This window comes from Dactylosporangium sp. NPDC050588 (assembly GCF_040654975.1).
In the GTDB taxonomy this organism is placed as follows: Bacteria; Actinomycetota; Actinomycetes; order Mycobacteriales; family Micromonosporaceae; genus Dactylosporangium; species Dactylosporangium maewongense.
The window spans coordinates 16,136-28,143 of record NZ_JBFAJA010000052.1; the positions used below are offsets into that span (position 1 = coordinate 16,136).

Below are 12,008 nucleotides of genomic sequence, written 5' to 3' on the forward strand. Positions count from 1 at the left end.
TCCGACATGTCCGGGTTTTTCGGTGGCGGTCATCCTCCGTTCGCCGGGACTTCCGTTCGTACGGGTACCTGTGGGTAACCGGGTGCCGTACAACTGCCGAGCATGACTGTCGATGCATTGACGCGCCGCGCCCTGCTGGTGACCGGCGGCGCGACCGCGGTCGCCGTGGTCACGGCCGCCGGCGCGCACGCCGCGACCCCGGTCTTCCTGCACGGCGTGGCCTCCGGCGACCCGCTGCCTGACGGCGTCCTGCTCTGGACCCGGGTGACCCCGACGCCGTCGGCCACCCCCGGCTCTGGTGCCGGGCCTTCGGTCGCGGTCACCTGGCAGATCGCCACCGACCCCGGGTTCGCCGACGTGGTCGCCGGCGGCACCGTTACCACCGGGCCCGAGCGCGACCACACCGTCAAGGTCGACGCCCGCGGCTGCTCGGCAAGCTGCTCGGCATCCCCTCGAACGGCTACGCGATCAACACGGACCAGTGGGACGGGTACAACGCCGACCGCGACGAGCTCGTGAACCACCTGCGGGCCAGCAACGTCCGCGACACCGTCTTCATCACCGGCGACATCCACACGTCGTGGGCCAGCGAGCTGGTCACGAGGTCCACGGTCGGCTCGCCGACCGCCGTCGAGTTCGTCGTGCCGTCCGTGACGAGCGACAACGTCAACGACTTCCTCGGCGTCCCGCCCGGCTTCGTCGGCCCGGTCGCCGCGTCGCTGGTGCAGGCGGCCAACGGGCACGTGAAGTGGGCCGAGCTGGAAGGGCACGGCTACGGCGTGCTGGAGATCCGCCCCGACGCGTGCCGGATGGAGTGGTTCCACGTCCGGGAGCGCACCGACCGCGACACCACCGCCCGCCGGGTCAAGGCCTACGCGGTGCGCAGCGGCGTGTCACGGCTGGTCGTCCAGTAGCCGCCCGATCACCTGCAACGCCTGCTCGACGTCCGGTTCGCCGTCGGCGATCGCGTCCGCGTAGAGGAAGCTCTCGCCGATGCGGACCAGGACGAAGGCCAGGGTCCGCGCGTCCATCCTGGGGGTGAACGCGCCGGCCGCGATCTCCTCCTGCAGGAGGCCCTCCAGGTGCGCGCGGACCCCCGGCTGGACGACACCGTGCTTCGACGTGAGGATGCGTAGCGCCGCCTCGGGCTCGGCGGCGAGGAAGTGCCGCAGGCTCGGCTGCTCGATGACGCCGGCAAGGAAGTTGCCGATCACCGCGACGATCCGGTCGGCGCCGCGGCGGCCCTCGGCGTGCTTCACGGCCCGCTGGAGGCTGCGCTGGGTGAGCTGCCACAGCACCGCGCCGAGCAGCTGGTCGCGGCCGCCGGCGCGCCGGTACAGCGTGGCGCGGCCCATGCCCAGCTCGGCCGCGAGCGAGCGCATGTCGACCCGGCGCTGCTCTAGGAACCGCCGCATGGCCGCATCGAAGATCTCGTCGGGCGGCATGCCAGGCAGGTTACACGCCTTGAGACAGATCCTGAACTGTCTCAGCGGGCGCCTCGTCGGCGATGTCGGACGGGTCGGTGTTCGCCCCGCAGAGCACCACCGCCACCCGCCCCGCGTCGTCGAGCCGCCCGAGCCCCGCGTAGGCGGCGGCCGCGCCGAGCTCGACCACGATCCGGTGCTCCGCCCACAGGCGTTTGCGGGCCCGGACGATCGCCTCGTCGTCCACAAGCACGCTCCGCACCCCGTGCCGGACGGCCGAATCGAGCGCGATCGCCCCCACGCGCCGCGCACCGAGCGAGTCCGCGGCGACGCTGTCCACGACCACGTCCACGGGACGACCGGCGGCGAGGGCCGCGTGCAAGGTCGGTGCACCGGCCGGCTCGACGGCGACGACCCGCGCCCGGTCACCGACCGCCGCCGCGACGCCACCGACGAGCCCCCCGCCGCCGGTGGCGACCAGGACGGTGTCGACCTCGGGCAGCTCGAGCGCGAGCGTGCCCTGCCCGGCGACGATCTCCGGCTGGTCGTACGCGTGCACGAACAGCGCCCCGGTCTCCGCCACCCGGATCGTCGAGGCCGCGTAGGCCTCCGCGTACTCCCGCCCGTGCTGGTGCACGACGGCGCCGAGCTGCCGCAGCTTGCGGACCTTCACCGCCGGCGCGACCGCCGGCACGAACACCTCCGCCGGGATGCCGAGCCGCGCCGCCGCGAACGCCACCGCCAGCCCCGCGTTGCCCCCCGACGCCGCGACGACCCCCGCGGCCGGCAGCTCACCGTCCTCCCGCGCGGCGAGGATCCGGTTGAACGCACCGCGGGCCTTGAACGAGCCGCTGTGCTGCAGGAGCTCCAGCTTGAACCACAACCCGGGCGCCACCTCGACCGACGGGGTGCGCCGCACGTGCCCTTCGATCCGCCGCGCCGCCGCCTCCACCGCGTCCCTGTCGACCATGCGCCCACCCTACGTCCACGCCACCCGCACCTCCTGTCGATCCGCCGCCCACCACCACCCCCGGGTCCGGCGGCGCGGCCTTTCCGGGTCTGGTGGTGAGACGGCGTCCGACACCACCGATGCAGACGTTGATCAATGCCCGGATTTGTGGCTTTGTTCGGTACGTGTCGGTGCGGGTCAGAGGCCGGCTGGGCGGCCGCCGCGGCCCTCGCCGGAAGCGAACCTGGCGGCGCCGCTCGTGGCACCCGCGTGGAGCGAGGCGACGCCGAGGCGGTGCTCGATCGCGAGGGCGTCCTCGATGGGGCGGCCCAGCGAGTCGTACACCGAACGGCGGTCATTGCGCAGGCACTCCTGCGGCAGGTCGGCGAGCGTCGCGGCCAGGGCCTCCGCCGCGCGTCTGGCCTCGCCCGGCGGCACGACGCGGTCCGCGAGGCCGATGCGGTGCGCTTCCGCCGCGTCGACGGGCCGGCCGGTCAGGATCAGGTCGAGGGCGCGGCCGACCCCGATCAGCTGCGGCAGCCGGACCGTTCCGCCGTCGATCAGCGGCACGCCCCAGCGCCTGCAGTACACGCCGAACGTCGCCGTCTCCTCGACGACCCGCAGGTCGCACCAGATCGCCAGCTCCAGTCCGCCCGCGACGGCGTGCCCGGCGACCGCCGCGATCACTGGCTTGGTGAGCCGCATCCGGGTCGGGCCGAGCGGGCCGTCGCCGTCGGGCTCGACGCGGTTGCCGGTGCCCGCCGCGACGGCCTTCAGGTCGGCACCGGAGCAGAACGTGCCGCCGGCGCCCCACAGTACGGCGACCGCGGCGGTGTCGTCGGCGTCGAACTCGCGGAACGCCGCCGCGAGCCGCTCCGCCGTGTCCCGGTCGACGGCGTTGCGGGTCTCCGGCCGGTCCAGCACGACCGTCCACACGGGTCCGGACCGTTCGATGCGCACACTCATACCGGCCAGTGTCGCCGGAACGGACGACGGCCGCGCCCGGACCCCGTTCCCGGGTCGGACGCGGCCGTGCAAGGCCCGTGCAGCGAGCACGCTCAGCGGCGCCGCCGGCGGTAGCTTCCGTAGCGGGTGTGCCAGGTGCCCGCGCCGGCGAGGTGCAGAGCGACGCACAGGAACCCGGCCAGGCTCAGGGTCCCCACGTCGAGCACCGGCCCGGCGTCGGCCCCGAACAGGTCCATCAGCAGCGCGACAGCGAACAGGATCGCGGCGATCACAGCGAACACAACGGCCTCCTTCGTAGTGATCGCTGAGTACCCAACGCCCGCGAAACCTAATCGACGCCGTCGATGCCGAGCAGGTCGGCGAGGGCGACCCGGCCGTCCGGGGTGACCCGCACGGCCCGTCCCGACCCGATCCGCGCGACCCAGCCGCGGGCCAGGAAGCGTTCGCACAGCCGTGCCCCGGCGACCCCGGCGAGGTGCGGGCGCCGCTCCGTCCAGTCGAGGCAGGCGCGGGCCACCGGCCGCTTGCCGCCGTCGAGCCGCAGGCCCTGGCCGGCCATCCAGCGCAGGCCCGCCTCCGTCAGCGCGAAACCTCCCGACTGGTCCAGCAGCCCCCGCGCCGTCAGCGCGTCCGTGACCGCGACGCCGAGCCGCCCGGCGAGGTGGTCGTAGCAGGTCCGCCCGCGTGCGAGCGCCGCCGACGCCGTCGCCGCGCGCAGCCCGGTGGGCCGCGTCGCGTCCGGCGCCAGCCGTGCCGACATGTCCTCCAGCAGTGTGGCGACGGAGGCGTCGGCGAGCCGGACGTACCGGTGCCGCCCCTGCCGCTCCTCGGCCAGCAGCCCGCCGGCCGTCAGCCGGTGCAGGTGCTCGGTCGCGGTGGACCGCGCGACCCCGGCGTGCCGGGCCAGCTCGCCGGCGGTCCACGCCCGGCCGTCGAGCAGCGCCAGGCACATCGCGGCCCGGGTCTCGTCGGCGAGGAGCGCGGCCAGCTGCGCGAGCGAGGACGGTGCGGTCATACCTCCGATTGTCCGCGCTGGTCAGTTCGTCCCGGGCCGAACGGTCGCGGTCCTACCGTCGGACCATGCAGACGATCGACGACCCGGGCGCCGCCCTCGCCGTGCTCCACGACCCGGCGTTCGTGGTCCCGCCGGTGCCCGCCGCCACCCACGGCATCGCCTGGCTGCGATCCGCCGTCGGCCGGTTCAGTGACGGCGACGCGTACACCCGCCGCCGTGCCCTCAGCGAGTCCCTGCTGTCCACAGTGGATCCAGCGGCGCTCCGGGACGCCGCCGCGTCATCCCCGCACCTTCACCCCGTGCAACTCCTGTGCACCGCCCTCGGCCTGCCCTCCTCCTCACGGACGACCCTCGCCACGGTCCGCGTCGTCGCTGCCGCGTACCACCCAGGCACCGGCGACGAGCCCGCCGCCGACGAGGCGGTGCGCGCGCTGGTGGACCTGTGCGGCGGTACACCGGACGAGACCACCGCCGCGCGGATCGGCCTGCTGGTCCAGGCCTGCGACGCGACGGCCGCCCTGATCGCCCGGGCCCGCGCCACGAGCCTGGAAGCGGCGCTCCGCGACACCCCACCGGTCCCGGCCACCAAGCGCATGGCCACCCGGCCGGCCACCCTCACAGCCCGCCACCCCGACCCGGCCGACTCCTCCGGCACCCGCGCCGAACCGGGCAACCGGACGGCCGCCGCCGAACCGGCCGACCGCGCCCGCCCCGAGGCCCGCGTCGAGCCGGGTGGCCGTCCTGGAGCCCGCGTCGGGCTGGAGGGTTGTCCCGAGGGTCACGTCGGGCTGGAGGGTTGTCCCGAGGGGCACGTCGGGCCGGGCAGCCGGACGGCCGTCGCCGAACCGGCCGACCGTGACCGTCCCGAGGTCCGCGTCGAGCCGGGTGGCCGCCTTGGAGCCCGCGTCGGGCTGGAGGGCCGTCCCGAGGGTCACGTCGGGCCGGGCAGCCGGACGGCCGCCGCCGAACCGGCCGACCGTGATCGCCCCGAGGTCCGCGTCGAGCCGGGTGGCCGCCTTGGAGCCCGCGTCGGGCTGGACGGTCGTCCCGAGGGTCACGTCGGGCTGGGCGACCGTTTCGAAGTCCGCGTCGGTCCGGACGGGCGTCCCGGAGTCCACGTTGCGCCGGGCGAGCGTTCCGGAGTCCACGTTGCGCCGGGCGAGCGTTCCGGGACCCGGGACGAGGCGGGCCGCATCCGGGTCGAGGCGGGCGAGGTGGTGCGCGTCAGTCTTCGCGGCATTCCGTTCGGTGCGGGTCCGCGGCGTTGTCCGGGCCGTGCCCACGCGATCGCGATCGCCGAGGGGGCCCTCAGCGCGGCGGCGTCGGAGCATCCAGGAGGTGGGCGGTGAGCGACTTCCGGTCCCTGCACCGTTCGGGTGCGCCGCTCGTCCTGCCGAACGCCTGGGACGTCGCGTCGGCCAGGATGCTGGTGCGGGCGGGGTTCGTGGCGGTCGGGACGACGAGCCTCGGGGTCGCCGCGGCGAACGGCGTGCCCGACGGGGAAGGTGCCACCGACGCGGACGCGCTGCGGCTCGTCCGGAGGATCACCGGGCTGCCCTGCCACGTGACGGTCGACATCGAACGTGGCTCGGTGGGCCTGGCGGTCGCGGTCGCCGCCGCGGGGGCCGCCGGGGTCAACGTCGAGGACGCGATGGGGCCGGTCGAGACGCAGGTGCGCCTCATCAGGGCGGTGAAGCGGGAGGTGCCCGGGCTGTTCGTCAACGCGCGCACCGACACGCACTGGCAGCGGGCCGGTGACCTGGGCGAGGCGGTGCGACGGGTGCGGGCCTACGCGGACGCCGGAGCCGACGGGGTGTTCGTCCCGAGGCTGCGGGAACCGAGCGACATCGATGCCGTCGTCCGTGCGGTGGACGTGCCGGTCAACGTCCTGCACGACCCTTGCGGGCCCACCCTCGCGGAGCTGACGGCGCTGGGCGTGCGGCGGGTGAGCACCGGGTCGCTGCTGTTCCGGGCGGCGCTCGCCGCGACCGTGGAGGCCGCCCGCGCGGTCCGCGCCGGCACCCCGGTGCGCACCGCAGGCCTGCCGACGTACGCGGACATCGCCGCCACGGGCTGACAACGCCAGCCCGCGCCAAAGCAGGGCCAGGCCGCCCCCAAGGGGCGGCAAGGACCAGAAAAGCGTCAGGTGGCCAGCGGCGCCGAGGACTCGCGGTGCACCAGGGTGGCGGCGGCCGGCTCCACGCGGGGCGTCCGCGCCCGGTCCTCCAGCGCCAGGGTCATCGCCCGCGCCCCCATCTCCGTCAGCGGCAGCCGGACCGTGGTCAGCGCCGGCGTCACGTCCCGGGCGATCGGCATGTCGTCGAACCCGACCACGCTCATCTGCGACGGCACCGCGATCCCACGCTCGCGCAGCACGCTGAGCGTGCCGACGGCCATGGAGTCGTTCAGGGCGACGATCGCCGTCAGGTCGGGGGCGTCGTCCAGCAGCCGGCGGGTGGCGTCGGCGCCGCTGTCGCGGTCGAAGTCGGCGAAGACGATCCGGCGCGGCGGCAGCGTCCGCCCGTACTGCTTGGCCGCCCGGCGCAGCCCCGCGAGCCGGTCGGTGGTCGTGGTCAGCACCTTCGGGCCGGCGATGACCCCGACCTTGCGGTGCCCGCCGCCGAACACCTCCACCCCGGCGAGGTGCCCGCCGTCGGCGTTGGCGGGCATGACGGCGTCGCCGGGCAGCTCGTGCCGGCCGATGACGCTGACCCTGCCGCCGGTACGGGTGTAGGCGGCGAGCTTGCCGGTCAGCGCCTTCGTGAACGCCGGGTCGTGGTAGCCGGAGCCGGCCAGGATGATCGCGGCGACCTGCTGGGCCCGCAGCAGCTCCACGTACTCCAGCTCGCGCGACGGGTCGCGGTAGCTGTTGCAGATGATGACGAGCCGCCCGTTCGCCGTGGCGACCTGTTGCAGCCCCCGGGTGATCTCGGCGAAGTACGGGTCGGAGACGTCGTGCACGATCACGCCGACCGCGGTCCGCTGCGCGCGGGCGAGGAACTGCGCGTGCGCGTTCGGCACGTACTGCAGCTCGTCCACGGCGCGCAGCACCCGCTCGCGCAGCTCGTCGGTGACGAGCTTCGTGCTGCCGCTGATGATCCGCGAGGCGGTCGCGGGAGACACCCCGGCACGGCGGGCCACGTCGGCGAGCGTCGCCATCATCCGCCCCCTTCCATTGACTCGTTCGCAGCATACGGGTTAGCGTCGACATCACCAGAGGAAAGCGTTTTCCTGGAGGATCGAAGATGGACCAGCTGCCCGGTGCGGTCGGAATCTCCCGGCTGTCCGTCTACGACTCGCTCGCCCCCGACGGGCTGCTCGGCGGGACGCCGCACATGCACCTCACCTGCTCGGAGGGGTACGTGGTGACCGCCGGCGAAGGGCTCGTGCAGACGCTGTCCAGCGGCGGCTACCGCGAGACGCGACTCGAGCCCGGCACCGTCGCCTGGTTCCCGCCCGGCACGATCCACCGCCTCGTCAACCAGGGCGGCCTGCAGATCGTCGTGGTGATGCAGAACAGCGGCCTGCCCGAGGCCGGCGACGCGGTCCTGACGTTCCCGCCGGACGTCCTCGCCGACCCTGACGCCTACGCGGAGGCCGCGCGGCTGCCCGAGGGCGGCGTGCCGGGCACCGACCTGAGCGCCGCCTTCCGCCGCCGCGACCTGGCCGTCACCGGCTTCCTCATGCTGCGCGACAAGGGCCCCGACGCGCTCGGCGAGTTCCACGCGGCCGCCGCCCGGCTGATCGCCCCGAAGCTGCCCGCCTGGCGCGAGAAGTGGGAGCGCGGCGCGCTCCAGGCCGCGCTGGAGACGGGGAGGCAGATCGACGCGCTCGCCGCCGGCGACGCGAGTCACCTCGGCCACGGCGGCATCAGCGTGCTGCCGCAGCCGAGCGAACACGGCCGGCACGGCATGTGCGGCCTGCTCGACACCTACCACGCCACCGCCGCCTGAGGAGTCCTGTGTCCCGCATCCCGATCGGTATCGTGCTCAACGGCGTCACCGGCCGCATGGGGTACCGCCAGCATCTGGTCCGCTCGCTGCTCGCGATCCGCGAAGAGGGTGGCCTGCCGTCCCGCGACGGCTCGCTGATCTGGCCGGAGCTCGTCCTGGTCGGCCGCAACGCCGACAAGCTGGAGCAGCTGGCCCAGCGGCACGGCCTGACCGAGTGGACGACCGACCTCGACGCCGCGCTGGCCCGCCCCGACGTGCAGATCTACTTCGACGCGCAGGTGACCCAGCAGCGGGAGAAGGCGATCCGCGCCGCCATCGACGCCGGCAAGCACGTCTACACCGAGAAGCCCCTGGCGGAGGACACCGACGCCGCCGTCGCGCTGTGCCGCGCCGCGCGGTCCGCCGGCATCAAGCACGGCGTCGTGCAGGACAAGCTGTTCCTGCCGGGCCTGCGCAAGCTGAAGCGCCTCATCGACGGCGGCTTCTTCGGCCGGATCCTGTCGGTGCGCGGCGAGTTCGGCTACTGGGTCTTCGAGGGCGACTGGCAGGCCGCGCAGCGCCCGTCGTGGAACTACCGCGCCGCCGACGGCGGGGGCATCGTGGTGGACATGTTCCCGCACTGGCAGTACGTGCTGGAGCAGCTCTTCGCCCCGATCCGCTCGGTGCAGGCGACCATCGCAACCCACATCCCGACCCGGGTGGACGAGCTCGGCCAGGAGTATGAGGCGACCGCCGACGACGCCGCCTACGGCACGTTCGAGCTGGAGGGCGGCATCGTCGCGCAGATCAACTCCTCGTGGGCGGTCCGCGTCCGCCGCGACGAGCTGGTCGAGTTCCAGGTCGACGGCACGCACGGCAGTGCCGTCGCGGGGCTGCGCGAGTGCCACGTCCAGCACCGCGGCACCACCCCGAAGCCGGTGTGGAACCCGGACCTGCCGGTCACCGAGCCGTTCCGCGCGCAGTGGCAGTCCGTGCCGGACAACGAGCCGTTCGACAACGGCTTCAAGGCGCAGTGGGAGCTGTTCCTGCGGCACGTCGTCGACGGTCCGGAGCACGGCGCGGCGTTCCCGTGGGACTTCGCCGCCGGCGCCCGCGGCGTCCAGCTCGCCGAGCTCGGCCTCCAGTCCGCCCGCGAGGGCCGCCGCCTCGACATCCCGGCCCTCGACCTGTGAACACCCGGCAGCTCGAACGGTTCTCGCTGAACCAGGCCACCACCAAGCGCTGGCCTGTCGACGAGACGATCGCCGGCTGCGTCAAGCAGGGCGTGACGCAGATCGGGCTGTGGCGCGACCAGGTGGACACGTTCGGCCTCGAACGGACCGCCGCCCTGGTCCGCGCCGCCGGCATGCGCGTCACGACCCTGTGCCGCGGCGGCTTCTTCACCACGCCGGGCTGGTTCGACGACAACCGCCGCGCGATCGACGAGGCCGCGACCCTCGGCGCGCCGGTGCTGGTCCTGGTCAGCGGCGGTCTTCCCGACGGCAGCCGCGATCTGGACGCGGCCCGCCGGAGCGTCGGTGACGCGATCGGTGAGCTGGTCCCGCATGCGATCGCGGCAGGTGTACGACTGGCGATCGAGCCGCTGCACCCGATGTTCGCCTCGGACCGGTGCGTCGTGTCCACCCTGTCGAACGCCCTGGACCTCGCGTCGCCGTTCCCCGCCGCGGCGGTGGGGGTGGCCGTCGACACCTACCACCTGTGGTGGGACGACCAGGTCTGGACCCAGCTGGCCAGGGCCGGCGCCGAGTCGCGCATCGCGTGTTTCCAGGTCGCCGACTGGATCACGCCGCTGCCGGAGGGCGTGCTGCTCGGCCGCGGCCTGCCGGGCACCGGTTGCGTGGAGCTGCGCCGGTTCCGCGAGGCGGTGGACGCCACCGGGTACACCGGCCCGATCGAGGTCGAGGTCTTCCACGACACCGTGTGGTCGCGCCCCGGCGCCGACGTGCTGGCCGAGTCGATCGAGGGTTACGTCACGCACGTCCTGTGACCACCCGCGCGGGGCGGCGTCCGGGTCCTCCCGGCGTCGCCCCGGCCGTGTGCCGGCTCCCGGGCCGTGTGCCGGCTCCCGGGCCGTGTGCCGGCTCCCGGGCCGTGTGCCGGCTCCCGGGCCGTGTGCCGGCTCCCGGGCCGTGTGCCGCCCGGGCCGGGTCAGCCCCGGTTGCCCTCGGCGGCCGGCGGGTCCGAGACCGGGTCGGAGGTCGGCGGCGTGGTGGTGGGCGGCGTCGTCGGCGGCGTGGTGGTCGGGTCGGTCGTCGGGTCCGGCGTCGGCGTCGTCACCGTCGTCGTGGGCACGGCGGTCGACGTGGCCGACACGACCCCGGACGCGGTCGGGGGCACCAGCGGGCCGTTGGTCGGGTTGCCCCCGCCGCCCGTGGCGCCCGGGTTGGGCCGCTGCACGGCGGTCACCTGCGGGTTCGGCGCCGGCGACAGGTTGGTGCCGACCTGGTCGCCGGTTGTGCTGCCGCGGTGCGTGCCAGAGTCGGACTTGCCGCCCATCATGTCGGTCGTGGTCTCCGCGGCGGCGAAGACGAGCGCCAGCGCCATCGGCACCGCGATCGCCATCGACGTCACCCGGCGGCGCGACATCTGGGTCGTGCCCCGCAGCCAGCGCTTCTGCGTCGGCAGCGGCGCGACGTCGAGGTCGTCCACGGCGAGGCCGAGCAGCAGCTGCCGCGCGTCGGGCCGGTCCAGCGGGTCGCGGCTGAGAGCGGCCGCGACGAGGTCCCGCACCGGGTCGGGGATGCCGTTGAGGTCGGGCTCGCCCTCGAGGATCTTCCAGGCCCGGGCCGCGGCCTCTTCGCCACCGTACGGGTGGCGCCCCGTCGCCGCGAACGCGACCAGGCAGCCCCAGCCGAAGATGTCCATGGCGGCCGAGGGCTCCTCGGCGCGCAGCTGCTCGGGGGAGGCCCAGCCGAGGCTGCCGACGATGTTGCCGGTGCCGGTGATGTCGCTCGCGGCGTCCATCGCGCGGGCGATGCCGAAGTCGATGATCCGGACACCACCGAGCGTGACCATGAGGTTGCTCGGCTTCAGGTCGCGGTGGACCAGGCCGACGTTGTGGATCGCGGCGAGCGCGGCCGCGACGCCGAGCGCCACGCTGTGCAGCATCGCCGGGTCGAGCGGGCCGTCGTCGGCGACGAGCCGCGACAGCGGGATGCCCTCGAGATACTCGGTGACCAGGTACGGCCGGTCCTCGTGCATGCCGGAGTCGAGCACGCGGGCGGTGCAGAAGCCGGGGACCCGCTGGGCGGCCCGGACCTCGCCGGCGAACCGCACCCGGAACCTCGGGTCGCGCGCGAGGTGCGCGTGCACCAGCTTCACCGCGACGCGGGAGCCGTCGGAGGACTGCGCCAGGTAGACGGTGCCCATGCCACCGACGCCCAGCTGACCGATCAGCCGGTAGTCGTCGATGCGGATCGGGTCGTTGGCCGTGAGGTCGCCGATGGTGGCACGGCGTGCCGGGGCGGCCGAGCGCAGCGGCAGGTCCGGCGTGCCGGACTCACCGGCGCCGTCGTGCGTGCCAGCCTCGGTCATCGGGGTCCTTCCAGCCACTCGGCACAGGTTCCATGCAGTCTGGTCCGTCCACCGCGAGATGAAAAGACCACCCTGGATGCAACCCTCGTGCCCGTTCGGGCAGATTTCGCCCATGCGGCATCCGCGCATGGTGCCTCGACATTAGTCGAGATCCGCGCGGACGTCCG

General features: G+C 74.4%; 12 protein-coding genes and 1 pseudogene. 6 read left to right on the plus strand and 7 right to left on the minus strand.

Annotated elements, in window-relative coordinates; all coding sequences use genetic code 11:
* Positions 1-102 precede the first annotated feature (102 nt).
* Positions 103-914 (plus strand): annotated as a pseudogene (locus AB0I21_RS32250) (alkaline phosphatase D family protein).
* Here AB0I21_RS32250 and AB0I21_RS32255 read toward each other — a convergent pair.
* The 5 genes from AB0I21_RS32255 to AB0I21_RS32275 form a co-directional block, all read right to left on the minus strand.
* Positions 894-1,415 carry a QsdR family transcriptional regulator gene (locus AB0I21_RS32255; RefSeq protein WP_360566827.1) on the minus strand — a complete coding sequence of 174 codons (522 nt, stop codon included), beginning with the start codon at positions 1,413-1,415 and terminating at the stop codon, positions 894-896. The pseudogene AB0I21_RS32250 and the gene AB0I21_RS32255 overlap by 21 nt on opposite strands.
* Before the next feature lie 40 nt (positions 1,416-1,455).
* Positions 1,456-2,394 carry a serine/threonine dehydratase gene (locus tag AB0I21_RS32260; RefSeq protein WP_360566829.1) on the minus strand — a complete coding sequence of 313 codons (939 nt, stop codon included), beginning with the start codon at positions 2,392-2,394 and terminating at the stop codon, positions 1,456-1,458.
* A gap of 177 nt (positions 2,395-2,571) precedes the next feature.
* Positions 2,572-3,339, minus strand: coding sequence for a crotonase/enoyl-CoA hydratase family protein (locus AB0I21_RS32265; protein ID WP_360566831.1), 768 nt, complete (start codon positions 3,337-3,339; stop codon positions 2,572-2,574).
* Positions 3,340-3,431: 92 nt separating this feature from the next.
* On the minus strand, positions 3,432-3,620 hold the full coding sequence (locus AB0I21_RS32270) for a hypothetical protein (protein ID WP_344512841.1): 189 nt from the start codon (positions 3,618-3,620) through the stop codon (positions 3,432-3,434).
* A gap of 47 nt (positions 3,621-3,667) precedes the next feature.
* Positions 3,668-4,354, minus strand: coding sequence for a winged helix-turn-helix domain-containing protein (locus AB0I21_RS32275; protein ID WP_360566832.1), 687 nt, complete (start codon positions 4,352-4,354; stop codon positions 3,668-3,670).
* A gap of 65 nt (positions 4,355-4,419) precedes the next feature.
* Between AB0I21_RS32275 and AB0I21_RS32280 the strand changes: the two genes are divergently transcribed.
* Complete coding sequence (locus AB0I21_RS32280) at positions 4,420-5,703, plus strand: hypothetical protein (RefSeq protein ID WP_360566834.1); 1,284 nt, start codon at positions 4,420-4,422, stop codon at positions 5,701-5,703.
* Complete coding sequence (locus AB0I21_RS32285) at positions 5,700-6,431, plus strand: isocitrate lyase/phosphoenolpyruvate mutase family protein (RefSeq protein WP_360566836.1); 732 nt, start codon at positions 5,700-5,702, stop codon at positions 6,429-6,431. Before AB0I21_RS32280 ends, AB0I21_RS32285 begins: the two co-directional genes overlap by 4 nt.
* A 65-nt stretch (positions 6,432-6,496) precedes the next feature.
* Here AB0I21_RS32285 and AB0I21_RS32290 read toward each other — a convergent pair whose 3' ends face one another.
* A complete protein-coding gene (locus AB0I21_RS32290) occupies positions 6,497-7,513 on the minus strand; it encodes a LacI family DNA-binding transcriptional regulator (RefSeq protein ID WP_360566929.1) in 1,017 nt (338 codons plus the stop codon).
* A gap of 86 nt (positions 7,514-7,599) precedes the next feature.
* Here AB0I21_RS32290 and AB0I21_RS32295 point away from each other — a divergent pair, with 86 nt between their 5' ends.
* Genes AB0I21_RS32295 through AB0I21_RS32305 form a run of 3 tightly spaced genes read left to right on the plus strand, consistent with a single transcriptional unit; the run spans position 7,600 to position 10,294 of the window.
* The gene (locus AB0I21_RS32295) at positions 7,600-8,307 is read left to right on the plus strand and encodes a cupin domain-containing protein (protein ID WP_360566837.1); all 708 of its coding nucleotides are present in this window, start codon (positions 7,600-7,602) and stop codon (positions 8,305-8,307) included.
* An 8-nt stretch (positions 8,308-8,315) separates the two neighbouring features.
* On the plus strand, positions 8,316-9,479 hold the full coding sequence (locus AB0I21_RS32300) for a Gfo/Idh/MocA family oxidoreductase (protein ID WP_360566839.1): 1,164 nt from the start codon (positions 8,316-8,318) through the stop codon (positions 9,477-9,479).
* The gene (locus tag AB0I21_RS32305; protein ID WP_360566841.1) at positions 9,476-10,294 is read left to right on the plus strand and encodes a sugar phosphate isomerase/epimerase family protein; all 819 of its coding nucleotides are present in this window, start codon (positions 9,476-9,478) and stop codon (positions 10,292-10,294) included. Before AB0I21_RS32300 ends, AB0I21_RS32305 begins: the two co-directional genes overlap by 4 nt.
* 161 nt (positions 10,295-10,455) lie before the next feature.
* Here AB0I21_RS32305 and AB0I21_RS32310 read toward each other — a convergent pair whose 3' ends face one another.
* Positions 10,456-11,841, minus strand: coding sequence for a serine/threonine-protein kinase (locus tag AB0I21_RS32310; RefSeq protein ID WP_360566843.1), 1,386 nt, complete (start codon positions 11,839-11,841; stop codon positions 10,456-10,458).
* Positions 11,842-12,008: the final 167 nt, after the last annotated feature.